This window comes from Shewanella sp. OMA3-2, assembly GCF_021513195.1.
Classification (GTDB): domain Bacteria; phylum Pseudomonadota; class Gammaproteobacteria; order Enterobacterales; family Shewanellaceae; genus Shewanella.
Genome location: NZ_CP090974.1, coordinates 2,489,576 through 2,513,157 on the forward strand (window position 1 = coordinate 2,489,576; position 23,582 = coordinate 2,513,157).

The window sequence follows — 23,582 nt, forward strand, 5'->3', positions numbered from 1 at the left end:
TTATCCTCTCCAGAGGCATTTACCCGATTTAGCAACTAAATCAAGTCTTTGTTCATGTAGTACTATTTCATCGGCCGATGCGTGGATCACTTTAAGATTAAACGCATTTTGGTCAATCCTTTTAATGCCGCCAGCCTCTTGTCCGGCCTTTTCACTGGATAAATTAAACTTGATCTGCCCACCGGTCATGATCAAATAGACATCGGCTAAAATCTCAGCATCGAGCAGTGCGCCGTGATAGGTTCTGCGAGTATTATCAATACCATAACGGCGACAAAGCGCATCAAGATTATTCTTTTGACCAGGATGCAAACGCTTAGCTATTGCTAAGGAGTCGAGAATTTGGCAGATATCTTTTGTTTTAGGGCCTACCGGATTGAGTTTAGAAAACTCATGATCCATAAAGCTAACGTCGAAGTTTGCGTTATGCGCGACTATTTCAGCCCCATCAATAAAGTTAATAAAATCCTGTGCTATTTGATGAAATCTAGGTTCTCCGGCAACACGTTCATCGGTAATACCATGAACTTGAATAGCTTCGGGATCGATGGTTTGCCCAGGATTAATATACTGGTGATATATACGCCCAGTTAAACGACGGTTTATCACTTCAACACAGCCAATTTCTATAATTCTGTGACCAATATAAATCGGACCACCTGCTTGATTCATACCGGTTGTTTCAGTATCGAGAATAATTTGTCGTGGTGCTGAAGAAATGATATTCATTTATGTAGTCAACTTAAGGTTATGCGTATACTAGCGCCAAATTTTTACTTATTAGTAAGTGTATCAATTCAATGACTGAACTAAAACAACTTCATATTTATACTGATGGTTCTTGCCTTGGGAATCCAGGCCCTGGCGGTTATGGTGTTGTAATGATCTATAAGCAAAAAATAAAAGAATTGTCAGCTGGTTTTGAGCTTACCACCAATAATAGGATGGAATTGTTAGCGCCGATTGTGGCATTAGAATCACTTTTTGATGCTTGTAACATTATTTTAATCAGTGACAGCCAATACATGCGTAAAGGTATCACACAGTGGATCCACGGTTGGAAAAAAAGAATTGGAGAACCTCTGCTAACGAGCCGGTTAAAAATGTTGATCTGTGGAAACGTCTTGATGCCGCCAGTCAGAAACACCAAATTGACTGGCGTTGGGTTAAAGGACATTCTGGCCAAATTGAAAACGAGCGATGTGATGACTTAGCCCGAAATGCCGCTATGGGTAAAAATCTACAAAAAGATATTCATTATCAAGCAAGTTAACCTCAACTCGCTATTTAACTTTTAAACCTGAACGTCCTGCTGAAGGTGCTGTAGACCAGTTTGGGGCTTTAATTTTTTGTTTATCGCGTATTGGTGTATAAGGAGAATCAAGTTTTCGAGCAACAATCAAATACATACCGCCAGTACTAGGTAGCCAGTTTTGAAGACGATTATGCCAGCCAAATTTACTGGGGCATTGGGTCAATAAATGGTGATATACCAAACGTTCATCGGTTAATACTTGATAGCCTAATAAGCCCAACCAATCCTTTACCCTTGATGGCATATAAAAATGGCCACTCCAAGGCAATTGGGATTGATACTTTGGAATTAACTTACCAAAAAAAGCAGGACTAATAGGGTTAAATCCAGCAATGATCACATATCCTCCCGAGACGATTACCCTGTCGACTTCTCTTAAAATTTGATAGGGGTCAGACTCATATTCCAGTAAGGCCGTCATTAATACTGCATCAATACAATTCTGTTGTATCGGTAGGTGTCTAGGGCAAGCATTAATTGATGCTTCTGAGTCTTGATACACACTAAAATGATAATTTATTTGGCAATGCAGACTATTAATAGCTGAGCTTAAAGGGCCTAACTTCAATAAATGATAACCAAAAAGCCTTGGCCACCAAGATTTAAGGGCTAAATTGAGTTCAGATTCAATGTAATCACCGCATGCAAAGTCTTGCCAAATCATAGGCACTTTTACGTCATTAACATCTGTTCCACTTAGCAAATTAAGCTCCTAAAAAGCGCATATTATTGAACAAAGTCGCAGATATGTTTACTCTACCAAAACGAATGATGAAACTCGAGAATGATAATGTATCAAATCCACCGTATTGCCGCCTTCAATGATAATTATATTTGGTTAGTTCAATATAACTCAAGTCATGCATATGTTGTTGATCCTGGTTGTGGCCAAACCGTAATTGATTACCTTGCTGCAAACAAGATTCAGTTATCTGGCATATTCATTACACATCACCACCATGACCATACTGGCGGCATCGCATTATTACAAAACTATCATCAGGATAAGTTAACCGTTTTCGGCCCTTATAATGAATCAATCGTTGGATTAACTCAGCAGATAAAGTTAGCTGAACATCAAACTGATACACTGCACATTAAGGATTGGCATGCAGACATAAAGGTTGTTAGCGTGCTGGGTCATACACGAGGACATATCGCCTATATTATTGACGATAATTTATTTTGTGGTGACACATTATTTAGTGGCGGTTGTGGTCGATTGTTTGAGGGAACCGCTAAGCAGATGTCTACTTCACTTTCGGTATTAGCCAAGTTACCTGATGCGACAAAAGTGTTTTGCGCCCACGAATATACCCAATCAAACCTCACTTTTGCAGTTGTTGTAATGCCCGACAATAAATTTTTGAAGAATTACTTGGCTGAAGTGAACACCTTGCGAAAGGATAACCAAGCGACTATTCCAACCAATATGGGCTTAGAAAAACGGATTAATCCCTTTCTTCAATGTGAAAATTTGGCGATTAAATCGGCAGTTTCATTATATTCTAATGAAGATGTTAATGATGAAATTCAAGTATTTAAAAACTTAAGGTTATGGAAGGATAACTTTTAATCCTAGATAAACAGAGTTTAATAAGACATTAAATATATTTTCTTTTACAATGTTTAATTCGGCTTTTCTAGACTGAGAAAATCTATCTCAAACAAAATAGAATATAATCATATCAAATCAAGGTGTTGCGCCTTTATTTCGGGATATTTATTTAATGAAAACAAAGTTAACATTGCTTGCAGCTAGTATTATATTAGTTATAGGCTGTCAATCAGTAAAACATGATATAGATACCGATCCTGTTATCAATCCAGCTTTAGTGAAAGTCCCGACAAAAACAAGCCAACAACCTACTTCCCTTGAAGATATTGAAGATGATTTAGCACAAGCCAATGATGTTTGGCAACGCATTAGAGATGGCATGCAGTTACGCATTGCTGACAAAGAGTTAGTAGATTATTACCGTCAAAAGTTTATCGAAAATCCACAACACTTAGAAGTGGTAACTCAACGAGCAGAGCCTTTTCTATATTTTATTCTTGAAGAAATTGACAAGCGAAATTTACCCACAGAACTAGCCCTTTTACCCATAATTGAAAGTGCATTTGATCCCACAGCAACCTCAAGCAGTGATGCATCGGGTTTATGGCAACTAACATTACCTACTGCGGCAGCGTTTAAAGTCAAAACCAATTGGTGGTATGACGGTCGACGTGATATTAGAGCCTCGACAATCGCAGCTTTAGACTTGTTAGAATACCTTTATGCCAAAATGGGTAACAATTGGATTTATGCACTTGCTGCCTATAACTCAGGTGAAGGACGTGTATTAAACGCTATAAAGCATAATAAAAATAACGGCACAGAAACAAATTTTTGGATGTTAAAGCTACCAAAGGAAACAGCCCATTACGTACCACAGTTACTGGCTCTTGCTGATATAGTACAAAACTCATCAGAATTGGGGATTCAATTAGCAGCAATTGAGAATAAGCCACGTATTGAAATGGTGAATATTGAAAGCCAACTAGACCTTAACTTAGCGGCTGAAATGGCCAATATTTCGGTTGAGGAGCTTAAACAGCTTAACCCTGGATTAACACGATGGGCTACCGCGCCAGAAGGTCCGCACTATTTAACTATCCCTGCTGATAATGCCAAAGGCTTTAAACGTTCTCTCGCGTCTTTAGACCCTAACTCGCGTATTAACTGGGTGAGATATAAGATTAAACCTGGTGACAGTATCAGTGAAATTGCGGCTCAATTTGAAACTTCGCCAACAATGATCCGCAGCAGTAATGGTATTAAAGATAATAATATTACCGCTGGAAGATTTTTGATTATACCGATAGCAACTAAAGATGCAGATATAGAGAGTTTACATGCTGATCAACAACTTGCACGTAAACCTGTAGTAAAATCGAGCACGAAAAGACAATCCTATTTGGTCAAATCCGGAGATAACCTCTGGAACATTGCCCAAAATAATAATATTTCAGTCGCTCAGATAACCAAATGGAATAAGCTTAGTAAAGACCAACCGCTTAAAATAGGTCAAAACTTAACTTTTTATCCTAATGAAGTTACCCAAACAGTTGGTTTATCTGAAAAAGTGGTCAACTATAGAGTGAAATCAGGCGATTCCCTTGCCCGCATAGCCGCAACCTATAAGGTTACAGTGGCAGACTTAATTGAATGGAATAGTTTGCAAAAAAATAAATACTTACAACCGGGTCAAATGTTAAAACTGTTAATAGTTAATAGTTAATATAAGTTATTAGACAATAAAAAAGCGGGTTAACTTAAGTTAGCCCGCTTTTTTTATTGCCTACAGTCCACCTAATCAGCTAATAGTAACTCAACAGAAATAGCATTTATAACCGGTAAGCGGCTTTCAGACGCTAAACCTTTAAACTTAGGTTGCAATGTAAAGCCTGGTTTATTGACACCCGCTAAAATAGCGCTAGGGACATTAAATTGGGATTTGAATGATTTACCGGCCCCAATACGAATTTGCTTTATGGCCTGGGTAAACATCATGTCATCTGACCAAGCCCAAACTTTTTGTCCCTTAGGATCAAGCAACCATAGATCAGCTTGCATTCCAGAGTTAAATTGTAAATCAACTCCGACACTGTTTGAGTTTGTTACGGTTAACTCTACAGCCATTGATTTGGCATCCTGATAAAATGGACTGATAGCTAACTTGGCATCCAGTAATGCTTCTTGCATCGTTTGTATTTCACCTCCGGCGGTTAATACGACTTTAGCGTTAAGTTGATTAACATGCTTAGCATGCACATCAGAATTAACACCACCAGTGCAACCAATTATGGTCATTAAGCTGATTGCGCCTAATATCTTATGCATTAAAGTCCCCCTAGTTTTTTAAATAAACGATCTTTTAACTTATCTTTTTCCTGATCTAATCTGCCTTTTAATAAAGCATCAGTATCTAAACCAAACTTAGGATCTTGAAAACTACCACTAATGCTCAATGGAATATCCACTCCTTGTAAACTATCTTGCTCACTACCTTGGCCAGCAAGTGAACCCACTACTTTGGTGTTCAGTTGATACTCAATTTGTTGACTGATTATATTAGCAGTACCTTTACCATCTAATCTTACTAATGGTGAGGACATTGATAAGTCAGAATTATTTATAACACCTTCTAGTAAGTTAAAACTGCCGGTTAAACTGGTGAAATCAGTTTTAAGCTCTTGGTCATCTTGGGCGGATAAATCGCCAGTCATCTTTTTCTGAGCACTGCGGATCATTTGCGGAATGTTGACACCATATAAAGATCCATCAGCAATTTCAAATTGGCCATCGGCTATAAGCTGTTGTTTAAACTTACTGGGTATGAGACTTGTCCCTTTACCTTTAACCGAGAAGTTAGCTGTTCCTGATATCAAATCGATTGCAGCCAAATCAGTTAGTAATGGTCGTATTTGCACCTCAGTTACATGATTATCAAATTGGTATGTTGGCACGTTTTTGCGTGCATCAATTTTGGCTGTAACTGTGATATTACCGGTATAAAGGTCGGCTGATAATTTTTTCAAATTAACAACCCCCTGCTTAATAACAGTATTCATTTGCCAGTTCTGTGTCAGTAAATTATTCACTTTTATCGATTTTGCTTTTAAATTAACCGTTAAATCTACTTGCTTAAGTGCTGATAAATCAGGTTCTTTGTCACTTTCTGTACTGACTGCTTCGGCTCCATCTTCAGTCGTCTTTGCAGACTTGGGGAGTAAGCTGTCTAAATCGATATCACCAAGTTCAATATCAAGCTTGATAACAGGTACCGTGTTTGCATAATTTAGTGCGACTTTTGCATTGGCCTCAATATTATCAAGGGTTAATTCGCTAATAGTCAGTGTCATGTCTTTATTATTAAGCGAGATAACAACATCGGTAACTAAATCCGCTTGTAACGATTTTTTCGGTAACGATTCGCCTTTAAGGTTATTGCTAATTGCAAACTGGTTAATTTGAATGCTATCTAATTTATCAGACACTTTAACTTGCCCTTTACCTGTTGAGCTAAGTTTTATTTCAGCTAAATCAGCTTCAAACTCATAAGCAATATCAGCAAACTGTCCAAGTGAAAACTGACCTAAAGTAAATGAGTTTAATGTAAAATGCTGCTCAGTCTTGGCTTGTTGATCAATAATATTCACTTTCATATTAGTAATAGATATCCCACCTATATTGAGGCTGGATAAAGCCATGGCATGACCATTTGAAGTTTGTGTATCTGTGATAGTTGTTTGTTTATCTTCACCTAAACCATAAAAACTCGTTTTACCTTTGTTATCGGTCACTAAATTAACTGTCAAACCATCTAGGCTTAGCTGATCTATTTCTATCTCTTGCCTCAATAATGGCATTAACGCAACATTGGCAATAGCTTGGTTAATCTCTAACATTTGCTGAGGCTGAAATGAGTCGGGGTTACTAAATGAAACGGCACCAACCTTGATGCCGATAGAGGGATAAAAACTCCAACTTAAGTCTTGATTGATCGTTAAAGTACGACCAGTTTGTTTTTTCACCGCATCAACAATTTGTGGTTTAAAATCATTAATATTAAAAAACAATGTTAAATACAGCACTGCACATATGCCAATAGCGAGCATAGAAATTACTAACCATTTAATTAATTTCATAACCTTCCCTTTGTCCGTTATTACTAAATTTTTAATCTAATCGTGTATGTCTTATAAACTTAAAGCAGAGTCACTAATGGCCACGCCATTTAAATCCGCGTACAGCATCATACCATCAACAATTTCGATTGAATTAATTTCAAGGCTTACACCTATATCTCCTAAATCTCGCTTATCTGTTTTTATTGGGTTAACCCCTAGCGCTTTTACGCCAATATCCATAGTATTAATTGTTGCCACATCTCTTATGCAGCCATAAATTACAATACCCTGCCAACCATTATCAACAGCGCTTTGTGCAATCAAATCGCCCAATAATGCTCGCCTCATTGAACCGCCACCATCTACAACCAACACTTTTCCATCGCCAGGCTCAGCTAGAACCGATTTTACCTTTGAATTATCTTCAAAGCACTTAACCGTGACTATTTGACCTGAAAAGACATTTTTTTGCCCAAAAGAAAGCCAAGGTAAATTGAGTAATCTAAGTTCTTGAGGATATTGGTCAAACAGATCTGGAAGTAAATCGAGCATAATGCCTCCGTGCGACATAAATGAATAAACACCCAGTAAGCCTACTGAAAAAGTTATTGATGAACAAGTTGTTAAGCTTACTCATGGTATAAATTTAATATAGAAAAGCTTTGTTGTGCAGTAGTCAATTACTGCATTACAGCCAAGAATACAGATTATTTTTGTCATTATTTACATTCGGCAGTGACTAATTAATGATTGTTATTTATACTGTTTTTTTTGAACAGATCCACAGATATCACATGAAAAATGATGTAGACCTAAAACGAGTTATTGATGCTTTTGATGAGCTTAAATATGAACAACGTACAACCACTAGTCTTGAGAGTGCTCGTAATCAACAACAAATGAGTACTTATATTCAAAGTTTAGATTACAGTTTACGCCGTTTAAAAATATTACAGCAAACAGTTAATGAATTAGTCGAAGCCAAGCAACTTGACGCGATTAAACAAGAGCATGTTCAAACATTCAAAACAAAAATTATTAATTTATCTCGACAATACAATATCAGTTACCAAGATATTCTGAATATCATGGCGCAGTTAAAACAATCACAATCTTAATCACAAGAGCCATATTTTGGCAAATGGATGACTGCAGAGTGATACCGTAAAATTTATGCTTAAACTAAGCTATCAGGTTTATTTTAAATACTGATATGGTGAGAGATCCTATCACCATAAAATACGAAATCTATTGCCGATTTCCACAGTGATAGGCCATTAAAGCTGTTTTCGCGACTAGACTTAAAATATGCCTGTCGAAAATTGTGCCTGACAATTAACCCATGATAATAAGATATAATAATACCTGTTAGTAAAGTCGCTCATATTTATATTAAGGTGGTGATAATTTTTTACGTAATGTCATTCAACCTCAGCAAGCTTTAGTGACAGGCATTATTTAGCAATAAAAAAATAATGCCATTGAGCATATGTAATGCTTACCCTTTTAGTGCGCTATCAATCATTTGTTGCGCTTGGTTAATGATGTTGTCCAAATGTTGCTGACTGATAAAGCTTTCTGCGTATATTTTAAATAATGCTTCTGTACCAGATGGACGCGCCGCAAACCAACCATTTTCAGTGGTCACTTTAATGCCGCCTATAGAAGCATTATTTCCGGGGCATGGGACAATATTGCCGTTATAGGTTCACCAGCTAATACCGTATCGGTGAAGCTTTCACTGTTTAATAACTCAAACTTAGCTTTTTTCTTGAGGCTAATTGGGCTGTCAATTCGATTGTAAAAACTTTCACCAAATTGCGCGGTTAATTCCTGATAACGTTGTGCTGGTGTTTTTCCGGTAACTGCGGTTATTTCAAGCGCTAATAGTGCTAAGATAAAGCCATCTTTATCAGTACACCAAGTGCTGCCATCGCGTTTTAAGAACGCTGCGCCGGCGCTTTCTTCGCCACCAAAAGCAATCGTACTATTCGCTAAACCATCAACAAACCATTTAAATCCAACCGGCACTTCTAAACAGGTACGGTTTAAACTAGCACATACGCGGTCAATCATGGCACTGGACACCAGTGTTTTACCAATAGACAGCTTTTCAGACCATTGCGGACGATGGCTAATTAAGTAATCAATGGCAACTGCCAAATAGTGGTTTGGATTCATTAAGCCAAAACCTGGGCAAACAATGCCATGGCGATCATAGTCAGGATCGTTACCAACGCATAAGTCATAACTTTCACTGTGTGCAAGTAACCCCGCCATAGCATAAGGTGACGAGCAATCCATGCGAATTTTGCCGTCTTTATCTAATGTCATAAAGCTAAAGGTCGGATCGACTTTTTCATTGACTAAGGTGATATCTAAATCATATTTTTTAGCAATATGTTGCCAATAATAAATACCCGAGCCCCCTAAAGGATCGACACCTAAACGCAAATTAGCTTTTTTAATGGCATCAAAATCAATAACGTCAGCTAAAGAGTCAACATAAGGTGCAATAAAATCAACTTCTTTGACCCAGCCTGATGCTAATGCAGCACCAAAATTAACTTTTTTAACGCCACTGAGTTGTTGGCTTAAATAAGCATTGGCTTTGTCTTCAATGATTTTAGTAATTGCGCCTTCGGCTGGACCACCATGGGGCGGGTTATATTTAATGCCACCGTCTTGCGGCGGATTATGTGAAGGGGTAATAATTAAACCGTCAGTTAAATGAGTAGAGTCATCTGTATTAGCACAATGATTAGCAGATACGATTGCCTGTGACACCACAGGTGTTGGTGTAAAACCATCATTAGCTTGTATATGCACTTTAACTTGATTGGCGGTTAACACTTCAATAACTGACATAAACGCGGCATAAGATAAAGCATGAGTATCATAACCAACAATCATAGGGCCGGTGATATTGGCCGATTGACGATAATCAATAACCGCTTGTGTAATCGCCCAAATATGATTTTGATTAAAGCTACAATTAAATGCACAACCACGGTGGCCAGATGTGCCAAAAGTCACCTTTTGCTGCACATCGGCAACATTAGGGATCATTCGGTAGTAATAACTCATTAATTTAGGAATATTCACTAAATCTGATGATAATGCTAACGTCCCTGCACGATCGTGAATGGCCACGACACTCTCCTTTAAATTGAAGTTAAATATATTGCGCAATAGTGGATGCAGTAACATCATTGCACCCTAAATGGATTAACACTTCTGATAATATAGTTTGTTTTTTAGCGGTATTATTATTAGTGGTTACCCAGTAGCCACTGTTGCCGATTTCTTTCGGGTTAGCGGATTGACTGGCATCTAATAGCGCTTGTTTAGACTTAGCAAAATATAAACGCCCTTTACCTTGAACTTGTAACACTCTGTCAAAGTCTTTACCCGCCTGTACCGCTAATACATCGAGTAAAAACATGAACCGACCCACTGCGCCTTTTTGTTGAGCAATTAAGTGCTCATTAACTACCGCATTAAAATCTATAGTTTGGGCTGTTGGACTTAAGGTAGTCGGTGCGTCTACTACTGAATGTGGAGCACCTGCTGCGGCAGGAATTTCAGCTTTTACTACTGAAGGTTCAACAGCCGTTGGCGCAATAGCTTCGGTAGGCTCTGTGCGAGTTTGGGCACGATGATTGACTAATTGCTCAACGATGGTCTTAGCTTTGTTAAATAATGCATCTCTTGTATTGGCATCAAGTGCATCTAAACCAGGTTGGCTAACCGATTCTGGGCGTTGATCTGTCACAGACTCAACAGGAAGATCCAATAAACGACGCAAAATTTCTGAAGCGCTTTCGCCAATTCTTTCTGTCTTACTGGCAATCAAGCGATAAAGTTCTTCATCAATTTCAATGTATTTCATTTCAATCATCCTTTTGCTTATTGGAATGTATAACCCAGTATGCAAACTCATTTATGCAAGCTTAGTTATATTCGGATTATTTAGTTATTATTCTTGATCAAATGCGATCGTTTATCGCCCCAGTTTAAGCTAAGGCTCTGTTAAGAATAAAGCCCAAAATCAATAAATTGATATAAATTAAACGTAAAACATACTCTTTAACGGAAATTGTTGCCCAACTTGCTGCTTTAGTCACCAACAAGACTTGATTTGAACACGGCTATCACGCAAAATTCGCCGCAATAAAAGTCACACCTTAGGTAACAGCATGCATTACGTCATCTCAGGCGCTGGTGAACCGGTTATTTTAATTCACGGTTTGTTTGGAAATTTAGATAACTTAAAGTCATTAGGTGCGTCACTTGAAAGTGATTTTCAAGTCGTTCGGGTCGACTTACCAAATCATGGTTTAAGTGAACATTGGTCGACAATGGATTACCCAAGCTTATCTAAATCAATCATTGCATTGATAGATGAACTAGGCTTTAACTCAGTTAAAATTGTAGGTCATTCAATGGGTGGGAAAATCGCTATGGCGACTGCCCTATTATATCCTGAGCGCGTAAACAGTCTTGTGGTCGCCGATATTGCCCCAGTGACTTATCAGCCTCGTCATCAAACCGTGTTTGCCGGCCTAAGCTCATTAGTGCTAGATAAAGATACCAATCGTAAAGCAGCATTGGTGCATTTAATCGATTCAGGCATTGATGAAGGCACTGCGCAGTTTTTACTGAAAAACTTACAAAGAACCGATGACGGTTTTGAATGGAGAATGAATTTAACTGGGCTAATTAATTGTTACGATCGTATCATTGGCTGGCAGTTAACCGATGATAATCGTCCACTTGCTTACGATAAACCTTGTTTGTTTATTCGAGGTGGTGAGTCTAACTATGTGATGGCTGAACATCGTGACGCTATCGTGGCGCAATTCCCTCAGGTTACGGCAAAAACAATCAATGGTGCAGACCATTGGTTGCATGCGCAAAAGCCTGAAATATTTAATCGTATAGTGGCAAATTTTTTACGTTAAAGGCATGGCTATTTTTGCACCATTTACACAGTGACAGATAGCCGTTGTGACTCTGATGTGATATATTCGCGCCTCTTTTTTGCAATCTAAAGAAGTCTGAAGGTAAAGTATGCTCAATCAATATATGGAACAAATTGAAACCTTAGGCTTAAACTTCTTTTTTGCAGCAATTTTCTTTTTTATCGGCATGGCTATTAGCGATGTGCTCAAGCAAGGCAACGTACCCAAATTTGGCCGTTATGTTGTATGGAGTGTATTGTTTTTAGGCTGTGCAGGTTTTGTGGCAAAAGGCATTATTCAAATGACCTGGGAAGGCTCAGGTATTGGTTAATAAGAGACATGGCAAAAGAAACAGCAGATAGAACAACCATTGATCTTTTTGACAGCGAAAGACGGCGTGGAAGACCCAGAAGTAATCCATTGAATCGTGAACAGCAACTGAAGATCAACAAACGTAACCAAATTCAGCGTGATCGCGCTAACGGGTTAAAGCGAATAGAGTTAAAGGTGTCACAAGACTTATATGACGCCTTGAACCAGCAGGCTTTGGCCAGTAACATTAGTCGTAGCCAGTTAATCGAACATATTCTGCAACAGCAAATCGACAACTGATTCGTTATTTGAACATCGCACTAAGCGAAATTGATATTGAAAGGATACCCCATGGCAACTGTAGGTCTATTTTTCGGTAGCGACACAGGTAATACCGAAGCTGTCGCCAAGATGATCCAGAAAAAACTGGGCAAGCAAATGATCGATGTTAAAGACATCGCCAAAAGCACTAAAGAGCAGATAGCTGAATATGATTTACTACTATTCGGTATTCCAACTTGGTACTACGGCGAAGCGCAATGTGACTGGGATGATTTTTTCCCTGAACTTGAGCAAATTGACTTTAACGATAAGTTAATCGCAATTTTTGGTTGTGGCGACCAAGAAGATTATGCTGAGTATTTCTTAGATGCTATGGGCATGGTGCGTGACATAGTAGAAGCCCGTGGCGGTATTATTATCGGTAATTGGCCAACTGAAAGTTATGACTTTGAAGCGTCTAAAGGTTTAGCAGATGATAATCACTTTGTTGGTTTAGGCATTGATGAAGACCGTCAGCCAGAATTAACAGAAGAACGTGTTGATGCATGGGTTAAGCAAATCTATGAAGAAATGTGTTTAGCGGAATTAGAAGACTAATTATATAAAAGACCCAATAAATAGCAGTTTATGTGTTATACCAATCCGCATTATAATTGGTATTAATCAGCTTCTATTAAAAATGGTCTATAATAACCTTCACTAAAAAGCGGCCTAAGCCGCTTTTTTATTATGTAAATATATGCGGTATTTTATGTTAAAGCTGAATATTGAGACCCGTGAAATTATTGATAATGTGGTGATGAAATACCATATATTTGATGTTAATCAACCTATTATGATTACCTTTCCACCGGTATGTCAAAGCATACAAAATATCGATGCTGCCACAAATGCGCCAGTGTGGAGCTTCGATTACTTCGCTAATCGTAAACTGAATATTATTGCATTTAATCATATCGGTGAAGGCAATTACTTTGACAGTGCAATCTTTATCTCATATTTAGATACGCTTAAACACGCCATTGCCATATTTCCAAGCAAAGTTGGTTATGGCACAAGTTTAGGTGGATTTGCCCTTAGTTTACATGCTGACCGATTAGGGTTAGATAAAGCCTTATTGATGATGCCGCAAAGTACTTATTGCAAATCAATCGCCCCTTGGGATCCTATAGTAGTCAATGCTCAAGACAGCAAGGTCAGTGATATGACGACTCTAGACGGTAAAGGCTGTAAAACCCCGCTAACAGTAATATATGACCCATTGTCAATTGCCGATAGACTACATGTAAAACGGTACGAACAAGCATTAACTACATTAAAAATATACGCTGTGGGTCACCGTGTTCCCCGCGCATTACAGCATTTAAATATGCTGTCAGATGTTATCCTACAGTTTAGACTCGGCAGTATTGATCAAGATAGCTTTTATCGTGGCTTAAGGGGCAGACGAAACTTAAGCTATTACTTTAGAGATGCGATAAAAAAACCAAACAACAGCTATACCAATAAGCGTATCGCCATCATTTACTGGCATAAAACAAAACAAACTATCACTCATTTTAAATTTGAACCCAGTAAAATCAGTGAGCGAATTACCACGAGTTGTCATAAGCGCATCATGAAAATAAAACTCAAATTACAGAAAATCCTTTCCCGTTAGACATTTGGTTGAGAACAGCATTGAACACTCAAGTCACCGCCGATCATTTAGTTCATCAAATCTTTCCTGAACACTGGGATATTTTCTGTGTGGTGGTAGATAATTATGGCGATATTGGTGTCACCTGGCGATTAGCTCAGCAACTTGTGGCTGAATACGCAATTGAAGTTAATTTATGGGTGGATGATTTAAAAAGTTTTTCGCATATTTTGCCGCTATTAAACCCTCTACATAATCAACAACAATTCAATGGCGTTAATATTATTCACTGGAATAATGAAGCAGAAATGGGCTTTGTTGCAGGCAGCGTATTAATCGAGGCTTTTGCCTGTGAATTACCTTCATCAGTTATCAGCGCACTTACCCAACTCAAACACACCCATCCAAGTCGGTTACCTGTTTGGCTAAACTTAGAATATTTATCCGCTGAAGATTGGGTCGAGGGCTGTCATGGTTTACCCTCAACTCAGCTATCGGGTTTACACAAACATTTTTATTTTCCAGGCTTTACAGTGAAAACCGGCGGACTAATTTGTGAGCAAGATTTGTTTGCACGGCGAGATAGTTGGCAAAGTGATAGTGGCAATAAACAGGCATTATTCGAAAAGCTAGGTCTTAGTGGTATTGAAGCACACCATACTGTCATTTCGGTATTTAGTTATGAAACAGATGCCCTGCCCGCACTCATTCAGTATTGGCAAACATCGCCTACACCAATTCATCTACTTGTCCCAAAAGGCAGAAGCTTAAACAGCATTAGTGCGTTACTGCCTTGCTCTGTCAATGAGTTAGCTACAGGACAACAAATTCTGCTGGATTCTGTCACCTTGCACATTTTACCTATGACAGATCAACAGGGTTATGACCAACTGCTATGGAGCTGTGATTTTAACATTGTCCGCGGTGAAGATTCCTTTTTGAGGGCACAATGGGCAGCAAAACCGTTTATTTGGCATATATATCCGCAAGAAGATGATTATCATCTAATAAAATTACAAGCTTTTATGCAAGTTTACTGCGATAATCTAGCGCCTGATTTAGCCAAGCCTTGGTGTGAATTGAACTTGTCGTTTAACCAAGGCGATCAAATTGACACTGTCAATCATTGGCAAAAACTCGAATTTAATCATTTGCCTTTATTGCAACATGCTAAAAACTGGCCAATGACCGCATTAAGTGATGCAGATCTTGCTACTCGACTCGTTCAATTTGTGAAAAGTCGCTAAGATACTGCTCGAAATAAGACATCTATAAATTATAGGAAATAATGTAATGAAAACTGCTCATGAAATCCGTCCTGGCAACGTGATCATGTTAGATGGCAGCCCATGGGTTGTTCAAAAAACTGAGACAACTCGTTCTGGCCGTAACGCTGCAATTGTTAAGCTAAAATTAAAAAACTTGTTGCTAGATTCTGGTACTGAACAAACCTTTAAAGGTGAAGACAAGTTAGATGATATTATTCTAGAACGTCTAGATTGTACCTACTCTTACTTTGCTGATCCTATGTATGTATTTATGGATGAAGAATTCAACCAATACGACGTAGAAGCGGATAACTTAGGCGATGCTGCTGCATACATAGTTGACGGTATGGAAGATCAGTGTCAGGTAACTTTCTACAACAGCAAAGCAATTTCTGTAGAATTACCGGTTCACATTGTACGTGAAGTGACTTATACCGAGCCTTCAGCACGTGGCGATACTTCTGGTAAAGTAATGAAGCCAGCAACTATTACAGGTGGTGGCACGGTTACTGTTGCTGACTTCGTAAAAGTTGGCGACAAAATTGAGATTGATACTCGTACAGGCGAATTCAAGAAGCGTGTTTAATCACATCTTGTAAATTGTCTAAAAGCCAGCTTAATTGCTGGCTTTTTTGTTTATAGGCAGCACAAAAATCCAAAATAACACTCCTGCGCCCCATAAAATAAGATATAAACGCTGATTAACGTTTATTAATTAGAATTATTCACTGAAAATCTTTAATTAAATCTCATTCTGACACTTCCACTCTACCGATAAATTCGTTATGGTTCGCTTACTTAGTAGTATTTTATAGAGAGTAGTATGCGTCCAATCATCAAATCGAATAAATTAGATACTGTGTGTTACGACATTCGTGGACCTGTACACAAAGAAGCCCGTCGTTTAGAAGATGAAGGACACCGAATATTAAAACTGAATATAGGTAACCCTGCACCATTCGGATTTGAAGCCCCTGAAGAAATTGTCCGTGATGTGATTTTAAACCTGCCCAGTGCCCAAGGTTACTGCGAATCAAAGGGGTTATTCTCAGCACGTAAAGCCATTGTGCAACACTATCAAGCACAAGGGATATTTGGTGTCGACATCGAAGATATCTACATAGGTAATGGCGTGTCCGAGCTAATTGTAATGGCCATGCAAGGGTTATTAAATACCGACGACGAAGTGCTTATCCCCTCGCCTGATTATCCATTATGGACAGCCGCTGCAAATCTTGCCGGAGGCAAAGCGGTTCACTATCGCTGCGATGAAGATGCTGATTGGTTTCCAGACTTAGACGACATAAAAAGTAAAATAAGCAGCCGTACTCGTGCGATTGTGATCATTAATCCTAATAACCCAACAGGAGCAGTTTACAGCAAAGAATTACTGCTACAGGTTGTTGAGCTCTGTCGCCTACACGATTTGATTTTATTTGCCGATGAAATTTACGATAAGATTTTATATGACGAAGCCAAACATATTCCTGCGGCGAGTTTATCTGATGACATTTTAACAATCACCTTCAATGGTTTATCTAAAGCGTATCGTGCGGCAGGATTTCGTGTCGGTTGGATGATGTTATCTGGGAACTTAAAAGCCGCAAAAAGCTACATTGAAGGCTTAGAAATGCTCGCCTCAATGCGGTTATGCTCTAATGTGCCTAATCAACATGCTATTCAAACGGCTCTTGGAGGGTACCAATCCATTAATGAACTTATTCTGCCTAATGGTCGCCTGACAGTGCAACGTGATGCTTGTTATGAATTATTAAATTCAATACCGGGTGTCAGTTGTAAAAAACCTAAAGGAGCCCTTTATGCGTTCCCTAAGTTAGATATGAAAAAGTTTAATTTACGCGACGATGAGCGTTTAGTATTTGAATTACTTAAACGAAAAAGAATCTTATTGGTACAAGGTACGGCATTCAATTGGCCAGAACCAGACCATTTACGGGTGGTTTTTTTACCTCATAAAGAAGATCTCACTAAAGCCTTACAAGAGTTAGGCAACTTTTTAGAAGATTATCGCCAGTAAATTAATCCTAATATACACATCCGATAGAAATGACTGAGGGCTGATTAATTCAGCCCTCAGTCATTTCTACTGCGCTGACACGCTTATTTCCGTAATATCATTGTCTAATTCAGTTTAATTATATGAACACGTATTCAAAGCATTTAAAAAAGGTGTGATTTACACTATGATTAGCCAGCTAATTTATTATTCAGATCGGAAGTAATATGGACAAGCAAGTCAGTTCTCGCAGTACCAAAGAAAAAGCCCTTAGACTTAATTTGGATGACAAAAAATACGGCACCATAGTTGAAATTGGTGCAGGCCAAGAGGTGGCGCGTAATTTTTTCGTTGCTGGAGCCGCAGCGGGCACTATTGCTAAAACGATGTCGGCCTATGACATGAAGTTTTCCGATGCTATTTATGGCGTACAGCAAAATGGCAGATATGTCAGTAAGGGCCGTGTACTTGCTATGATGGAGCAAGAATATGATTTAGTTGTAGAACGTGTTGCTGATGTACGTTCACGCTCATCTCGTTACTTCAGTTACGCCGCAACGGTTGCCGCAAAAAGTTTTAATAAAGACAATGAATGCCATGCGTGGTGTGGCGTTAGAGTGCAAATGTACCCAGGTGCCGAGCCATCAAATATTGTGGTCCATGTACGTATGTTTGATGACAATGCTGAAGACCAGCAGCATGCACTGGGTATTATTGGTGTGAATTTAATTTATGGCAGCTACTATTATTTCGAAGATCCAAAGAAATTAATTGATTCATTAACCGATAATATGAAAGCCAATCGAGTTGAAATAGACTCTATTGAATTTCAAGGCCCTTACTTTGAAGACATCGACAATAAAGCCAAAAATATCCATCTAATTCGCAGCTGGAAAACCCGTGCAGTGATGTTCAAACCTGATGGCTCTATCGGCGTTCCAGCTGAAATGCTTTACAAGAAGAACGTACTCACGATTCGTGGCTCATTTAAACCCGTCACTAAACTCAATGTTGATATGATTGAGCAAGGCCAAAAGGCTTTTGCTGAGCATGAGGGTGTAGACAAAGACAACACTATTTTGATCGCTGAAATATCTTTAAATGATTTGCAGGGTAATGATGCAAATATGTCTGAAAAAGACATTCTTGAACGGGTACGGCTCTTAAATCTATTGGGCTATAACGTGCTAGTGTCAGATTATACCCGTTATTTCTCATTAAGAGCTTACTTCCGCCAATTTACCAACCTGCAAATCGGTATTGTTGTTGGCATGGCTAATATTAAACAAATTTTTGATGTGGAATTCTATCGTGGTCTTGAAGGCGGTATTCTAGAAGGTTTTGGTAAATTATTCCCAGACAATACCCGGTTATTCGTTTATCCAGAATTAGATGACAAAGGGGTATTAAACGATTTATCTAATGTAACCGTGCCTGCCAACCTTCGTTACCTATATCGTCACTTGCTTGATAACGGCTTTATCAAAGGCATAGAGACTAGCAATATTGAGCTATTTAGTATTTATTCCCGTGAGATCCTCAAGCAATTGGCTCGTGGTTCGGATGAATGGCAACAAGCCTTGCCCGATATCGTAGCAGAGGAAGTCATTAAACATAACTTATTCGGTTATAAAGCCTCAAGAAAATAACCCCCCTCGGCTTGGGTTAACAAGCACTGAATAGCCATTTAGCATCTTGTATTACGCGACTCCAGACGCTAAACATGTTGATTAAAAAGCCATTAACATTGTGTTAGTGGCTTTTTTATTTAACTTTAATAGCAATAGACTCATTAATTATACAAGTGGTCTTTATACGCCTATACCACAGTTTGCCATTCAAACCTGCCATATAAGCTTGCTGCTTAATCTGTTGCCATTGCGATGTGCCATATCTATCTAGGCATTGATTAAATTACCAGATAAAACTACTAGCCTGCATTTCAGTTCCATCATCATTAAATACCCAACCATTTTCATCATGTTTGACTGTATCTTTTAACCCGCCTACACCATGGACTAATCAGGGTCTACTTAGGCGTTACAGCTGTTGTTTAAATATACAAAATTAGCTTAAAAGATGACTCCATGTACAAATGATCCAGCGAGACGCCGGCTCTTGGTTTTAAAATCAGCATCTATGTGGGCTTAACCAAACCAATAACATCTATGTTAAACAGCCAGTTCGGCATCCATGCCTCTCGCTCAGAAATGTTTCACGTAGTGAAACTTCGCCCTGTTTTGGATACTCGCTGGCTCATCAGTACCTGAGTTTTTGCCTCTTCGATTTAGCTTCATTTTTGGTTGTCACAAAACGATAAACACAAGAAATCAACTTGTTCTTGGACAAAAGTGAGCTTGCTTAAACTCTATCTACAGGCTTACCTAGCCTTACATTTGGATAAAAGCGGGTTGGCAGGTTTCATTTTATAAAAGTGTAACCAGATCCAATTAAATACTCATAGACCTTATATTGACTTCAAGTGCAAATGATCCAGCGAGACGCCGCAAGCACATCCATGTGGGCTTAACCAAAACATCCATGTTTTGGATACTCGCTGGCTCATCAGTACCTGAATTTTTGTTTCTTCGATTTAGCTTTATTGATGATTGTGGCAACACTAGATAAACACAGTAGTTAACTCGTTACTGGACAAAAGCGGGTTGGCAGGTTTCATTTTATAACAGTAATTAAACCCTCATAGACGTCAGATTGACTTCAAGTGCAAATGATCCAGCGAGACGCCGCAAGCACATCCATGTGGGCTTAACCAAAACGTCCCTGTTTTGGATACTCGCTGGCTCATCTGCACCCGAATTTTTGTTTCTTCGATTTAGCTTCATTGATAGTTGTGGAAAACAATAAACATAAAAAGTTAGCTCATTTCTGGACAGAAATGTGTTAGGTGCTTTGCTTGATTAGCGCTTGAAGGATTACTTTATATATGGCAAAACTTCTAAACTAGTGGCCAAACCCACTATGCCACTACATAGTTAGGTGTTCTAAATGAACCGCCCTGTGCGGAGCCGCATGCAGGGTGGTGTGGGGGCTGGAGGCTAGATACCTCCGGCTACCCGATTATGTGATTTTTGCACGTTACTCAACACCCTCTAGCTTTGGAATAACATCTTCGAAAAACTGTGCCATATCTCTGATTATCGATAGGTTTTGAGGGAAAAGGTCTGGGTTTGAATAACTATATCTTGCAGCTTCAAATAAGCCATTAAGCTCGTTGAGTAAGCTGCCAATTTTGGGATACTTTGAATACATGTCTGTTTTCTGATATTCCCCTTTGATCTTTGCTTTTCTTTTATCAGATAGCTTGCCAAACAGGTCAGTCAGGTTGTGGGTCTTACTTTCATCTTTAACATCTGATTTTACGTATCTGAAGCATGTTGTTGTGTCTTCACATTCGTCAAGTTGAAACTGAAATTCGGAGTATTTATCTTCGGCTAGACACGATTTCAAAAAAATCTCTATTGAGAAAGATGCGTTCGCTATAAACGGACATACCCAATCGAAATCCTTTGGGGATTGATTAAGTAGAGTTTCCGCTGTTCTTTTAAAGCCAACAGCAATGTTATAAACATGCACTTGTTATGCTTAGTTTCCAATTAAGTAATTCCATACATATTGATCTGTTTTAAGTAACTCTTGATAATTACTAATAACCCATTCCTTTGCACCGGTTGAGCAAGCACCTGATCTCTTGCCAATATATATGAGTCAAATATTTCATCAGGATCGAATGGGTCTAAGTCTCCGCGTCCGATATCCATTTGAATATTGTCGCCAACAATATAGAGATGCACTAAAACACAACAGTCTTCAGAATCCACGCCTTCCCATTGACCTGTAATAAAGCCTATCCATACATGTCGAGATTCATCGTGCTCTACTAAACATGCTGTGTAGCCAACAAAACTATCATCTCCATAATAGAGCATACCATTGATAATTTCGGCATCATGATCACTTGTGCATTTACATTTGCGGACTCTAGAACTTCTAGACTCAATTCTATTCATAATTTTGATCCATCAAGAGCATAACGCCGTTAGCAACGGCAGACTTGTTGATGGTATTTTTGTGCAACAATGGCGAAGCCATGCACAAAAAGCACAGCAGCAAGGCTGTCAAAGGAGCGCAGCGACTGATGTTGCCTAACCTTGTGTACGCCCAGCATGGGCATGAACTAATGAGGTGAAAGTCCTCTGTAGGAAGGTCACCGTTTAAATAACATACTGTTATTAAACGTTAACTACTAGCGAATGGCAAGGGCTTAATCGCGAGGTTAGGTCCGGAGGAAGCCGCTAGCAAATTTGCGAGCTGATGAACAAGAACATCATATGAGGCGTAGGCTAGAGGTGAGTTGGCACAAGACGACGAAACCACGTGATCTAATGGCCACCGTAAATGATGCAGCAGTGCAAAGAAAGTTCATGTTCTTATCTGGGGAGATCTGCTTAACACGCGATTGGTCATTAACCAGTAAGGCTCTGGTTTATTAAGTGCCTTGGCTTTTCAATTTCATCGACTGAAAAGAGCGAATCAGATGGAAACCGATAGCGCATGACGAGGTAACTTGACATGTGATTAAGCAGAAGTCAGCAGACGGCATAGTAGCCCAACGCCCATCGTAATGGTTGGGACATGGTGAAGGCCTGAACATTTAGAAGAAGGAGGAGTCTTGTCAAACTTGTCGATACCCACTACGTCGCCAGACGATTACTATCGGCAGCGTATTGATATGCAACCGGCCTTCAACCGCGATCTATTTCAACAACTGCTCGAACCTGAAAATCTACACCGAGCTTGGCGTCAAGTTAAAGCCAATAAAGGTGCAGCGGGCATCGATGGCATGACCATCGAAGCCTTCCCGCTCTGGATGCAACAAGGCGGCTGGCAACAGTGTAAATCTCAATTAGAGCGAGGTGAATACCAACCCTCAGCGGTCAGGCGCGTAGAGATCGACAAACCCGATGGCGGTAAACGCAAATTGGGGATCCCTAACGTCATTGACCGTGTGATACAGCAAGCTATTGCACAAATACTCACGCCACTGTTTGACCCATTCTTCTCGACTAATAGCTTTGGCTTTAGGCCGAACAGAAATGCTAAACAAGCGGTACTGCAAGTCAGGGATATCATCAAACAGAAACGCAAATTTGCCGTTGATGTTGATCTGTCTAAGTTCTTTGACCGAGTTAATCATGATCTCTTGATGACTCAGCTGAGGAGCAAGGTACAGGATAAGCGTCTGTTGGCGCTTATCGGTAAGTACCTACGAGCAGGGGTGATGGTCAATGACCAATTTGAAGCAAGCTTTGAAGGTGTGCCTCAAGGCGGTCCACTCTCGCCATTACTCTCTAACATTATGTTGGATAGTCTGGATAAAGAGCTGGAAAGCCGAGAGCACAAATTCGCCCGCTACGCGGACGATTTTATCATATTGGTAAAATCTCAACGCGCTGGCGAACGGGTACTCAAGAGTATTACTCAATACCTTGCCACTAAGTTAAAACTGGTTGTAAATGAACAGAAAAGCCAAGTGGTTAAGGTCGCTCAAAGCAAGTTTCTTGGGTTTACATTTAACCGAGGCAAGATCCAGTGGCATGCTAAAACATTACACATTTTCAAACAAAAGATGAGACGACTAACGAACCGAAATTGGGGCGTGAGTATGAGTTATCAGCTATTTAAAGTGCGTCAATACATGCAAGGCTGGATCAATTATTTTGGCATCGCTAACGCTTATCAAGGGTGTGTCGATTTAGACCATTGGATCCGACGTCGTGTTCGTATGTGTTACTGGCGTCAGTGGCGAAAACCACGGACTAAGGTACAAAACTTACTTAAGCGTGGCGTCAGGATCCAAGTGGCTGTTGGTTGTGGGATCACAAGCAAAGGTCCATGGCGAAGTTCGAAAACACCAGGGATACAGCAAGCGCTGAGTAATGAGTACCTGAAGAAAGCAGGATTATATTCACTAAGAGATGGATGGATCGCAGTTCATTATCCTAACCCAAAAGTGAGTTAGGAGTTCTAAATGAACCGCCCTGTGCGGAGCCGCATGCAGGGTGGTGTGGGGGCTGGAGGCTAGATACCT

The 23,582-nt window shown here is 39.4% G+C and carries 21 protein-coding genes and 2 pseudogenes; 14 read left to right on the top strand and 9 right to left on the bottom strand.

Translation table 11 applies throughout. The features are described 5' to 3' along the window. Positions 1 to 729, bottom strand: a complete 729-nt coding sequence (gene dnaQ / locus L0B17_RS11105) for a DNA polymerase III subunit epsilon (protein WP_235084830.1) — start codon at positions 727 to 729, stop codon at positions 1 to 3. 71 nt (positions 730 to 800) lie between these two features. On the opposite strand from dnaQ, the pseudogene rnhA reads away from it, so the two are divergent. Further along, a pseudogene (rnhA, locus tag L0B17_RS11110) lies at positions 801 to 1,273 on the top strand (ribonuclease HI). Between the two features lie 10 nt (positions 1,274 to 1,283). Here the strand turns inward: rnhA and L0B17_RS11115 are convergent. Further along, on the bottom strand, positions 1,284 to 1,979 hold the full coding sequence (locus tag L0B17_RS11115; RefSeq protein WP_235089769.1) for a class I SAM-dependent methyltransferase: 696 nt from the start codon (positions 1,977 to 1,979) through the stop codon (positions 1,284 to 1,286). Positions 1,980 to 2,105: 126 nt separating this feature from the next. Here L0B17_RS11115 and gloB point away from each other — a divergent pair, with 126 nt between their 5' ends. Together gloB and L0B17_RS11125 are read left to right on the top strand one after the other, a co-directional pair. Beyond that, positions 2,106 to 2,891, top strand: coding sequence for a hydroxyacylglutathione hydrolase (gene gloB, locus L0B17_RS11120; RefSeq protein ID WP_235089777.1), 786 nt, complete (start codon positions 2,106 to 2,108; stop codon positions 2,889 to 2,891). Positions 2,892 to 3,045: 154 nt separating this feature from the next. Then, positions 3,046 to 4,599 (top strand): LysM peptidoglycan-binding domain-containing protein, encoded by a 1,554-nt coding sequence (locus L0B17_RS11125; RefSeq protein WP_235084831.1) that lies wholly within the window; start codon positions 3,046 to 3,048, stop codon positions 4,597 to 4,599. A 71-nt stretch (positions 4,600 to 4,670) separates the two neighbouring features. Here the strand turns inward: L0B17_RS11125 and L0B17_RS11130 are convergent, their stop codons facing one another. From L0B17_RS11130 to L0B17_RS11140, 3 genes are read right to left on the bottom strand one after another with little or no spacing between them, the layout of a single operon-like run. Continuing rightward, positions 4,671 to 5,201 carry a BsuPI-related putative proteinase inhibitor gene (locus L0B17_RS11130; protein WP_235084833.1) on the bottom strand — a complete coding sequence of 177 codons (531 nt, stop codon included), beginning with the start codon at positions 5,199 to 5,201 and terminating at the stop codon, positions 4,671 to 4,673. After that, positions 5,201 to 7,009: an AsmA family protein gene (locus L0B17_RS11135; RefSeq protein ID WP_235084835.1), complete on the bottom strand. Its 1,809-nt coding sequence runs from the start codon at positions 7,007 to 7,009 to the stop codon at positions 5,201 to 5,203. Before L0B17_RS11135 ends, L0B17_RS11130 begins: the two co-directional genes overlap by 1 nt. A gap of 51 nt (positions 7,010 to 7,060) precedes the next feature. After that, positions 7,061 to 7,543, bottom strand: a complete 483-nt coding sequence (locus L0B17_RS11140) for a putative 4-hydroxy-4-methyl-2-oxoglutarate aldolase (RefSeq protein WP_235084836.1) — start codon at positions 7,541 to 7,543, stop codon at positions 7,061 to 7,063. Between the two features lie 242 nt (positions 7,544 to 7,785). Here L0B17_RS11140 and L0B17_RS11145 point away from each other — a divergent pair, with 242 nt between their 5' ends. Then, positions 7,786 to 8,109: a hypothetical protein gene (locus L0B17_RS11145; RefSeq protein WP_235084838.1), complete on the top strand. Its 324-nt coding sequence runs from the start codon at positions 7,786 to 7,788 to the stop codon at positions 8,107 to 8,109. 380 nt (positions 8,110 to 8,489) lie between these two features. Here the strand turns inward: L0B17_RS11145 and pgm are convergent. Together pgm and seqA are read right to left on the bottom strand one after the other, a co-directional pair. Then, positions 8,490 to 10,144: pseudogene (gene pgm / locus L0B17_RS11150) on the bottom strand (phosphoglucomutase (alpha-D-glucose-1,6-bisphosphate-dependent)). Between the two features lie 22 nt (positions 10,145 to 10,166). Next, positions 10,167 to 10,883, bottom strand: coding sequence for a replication initiation negative regulator SeqA (gene seqA / locus L0B17_RS11155; protein WP_235084840.1), 717 nt, complete (start codon positions 10,881 to 10,883; stop codon positions 10,167 to 10,169). 307 nt (positions 10,884 to 11,190) lie between these two features. On the opposite strand from seqA, the gene L0B17_RS11160 reads away from it, so the two are divergent. The 9 genes from L0B17_RS11160 (at position 11,191) to L0B17_RS11200 (ending at position 19,122) form a co-directional block, all read left to right on the top strand. Continuing rightward, a complete protein-coding gene (locus L0B17_RS11160; RefSeq protein ID WP_235084842.1) occupies positions 11,191 to 11,955 on the top strand; it encodes an alpha/beta fold hydrolase in 765 nt (254 codons plus the stop codon). A gap of 109 nt (positions 11,956 to 12,064) precedes the next feature. Next, positions 12,065 to 12,286, top strand: coding sequence for a DUF2788 domain-containing protein (locus L0B17_RS11165; protein WP_235084844.1), 222 nt, complete (start codon positions 12,065 to 12,067; stop codon positions 12,284 to 12,286). An 8-nt stretch (positions 12,287 to 12,294) separates the two neighbouring features. Beyond that, positions 12,295 to 12,567: a LexA regulated protein gene (gene ybfE / locus L0B17_RS11170; RefSeq protein WP_226415722.1), complete on the top strand. Its 273-nt coding sequence runs from the start codon at positions 12,295 to 12,297 to the stop codon at positions 12,565 to 12,567. 51 nt (positions 12,568 to 12,618) lie between these two features. Beyond that, on the top strand, positions 12,619 to 13,146 hold the full coding sequence (gene fldA, locus L0B17_RS11175; protein WP_235084846.1) for a flavodoxin FldA: 528 nt from the start codon (positions 12,619 to 12,621) through the stop codon (positions 13,144 to 13,146). Between the two features lie 154 nt (positions 13,147 to 13,300). Next, positions 13,301 to 14,209 (top strand): hypothetical protein, encoded by a 909-nt coding sequence (locus tag L0B17_RS11180; RefSeq protein WP_235084848.1) that lies wholly within the window; start codon positions 13,301 to 13,303, stop codon positions 14,207 to 14,209. A 59-nt stretch (positions 14,210 to 14,268) separates the two neighbouring features. Then, the gene (earP, locus tag L0B17_RS11185) at positions 14,269 to 15,435 is read left to right on the top strand and encodes an elongation factor P maturation arginine rhamnosyltransferase EarP (RefSeq protein WP_235089787.1); all 1,167 of its coding nucleotides are present in this window, start codon (positions 14,269 to 14,271) and stop codon (positions 15,433 to 15,435) included. Between the two features lie 46 nt (positions 15,436 to 15,481). Next, the gene (efp, locus tag L0B17_RS11190; RefSeq protein WP_235084850.1) at positions 15,482 to 16,042 is read left to right on the top strand and encodes an elongation factor P; all 561 of its coding nucleotides are present in this window, start codon (positions 15,482 to 15,484) and stop codon (positions 16,040 to 16,042) included. A gap of 237 nt (positions 16,043 to 16,279) precedes the next feature. Continuing rightward, positions 16,280 to 17,494 (top strand): pyridoxal phosphate-dependent aminotransferase, encoded by a 1,215-nt coding sequence (locus tag L0B17_RS11195; RefSeq protein ID WP_235084851.1) that lies wholly within the window; start codon positions 16,280 to 16,282, stop codon positions 17,492 to 17,494. Positions 17,495 to 17,700: 206 nt separating this feature from the next. Continuing rightward, positions 17,701 to 19,122, top strand: coding sequence for a TonB-dependent receptor (locus L0B17_RS11200; protein WP_235084853.1), 1,422 nt, complete (start codon positions 17,701 to 17,703; stop codon positions 19,120 to 19,122). 1,447 nt (positions 19,123 to 20,569) lie between these two features. On the opposite strand, the gene L0B17_RS11205 is transcribed toward L0B17_RS11200, so the two are convergent. Continuing rightward, a complete protein-coding gene (locus L0B17_RS11205) occupies positions 20,570 to 21,067 on the bottom strand; it encodes a hypothetical protein (protein WP_235084855.1) in 498 nt (165 codons plus the stop codon). A gap of 20 nt (positions 21,068 to 21,087) precedes the next feature. After that, positions 21,088 to 21,501, bottom strand: coding sequence for a hypothetical protein (locus L0B17_RS11210; RefSeq protein WP_235084857.1), 414 nt, complete (start codon positions 21,499 to 21,501; stop codon positions 21,088 to 21,090). A gap of 662 nt (positions 21,502 to 22,163) precedes the next feature. On the opposite strand from L0B17_RS11210, the gene ltrA reads away from it, so the two are divergent. Beyond that, positions 22,164 to 23,513 carry a group II intron reverse transcriptase/maturase gene (gene ltrA, locus L0B17_RS11215; protein WP_235084858.1) on the top strand — a complete coding sequence of 450 codons (1,350 nt, stop codon included), beginning with the start codon at positions 22,164 to 22,166 and terminating at the stop codon, positions 23,511 to 23,513. The last annotated feature ends 69 nt before the right edge of the window (positions 23,514 to 23,582 follow it).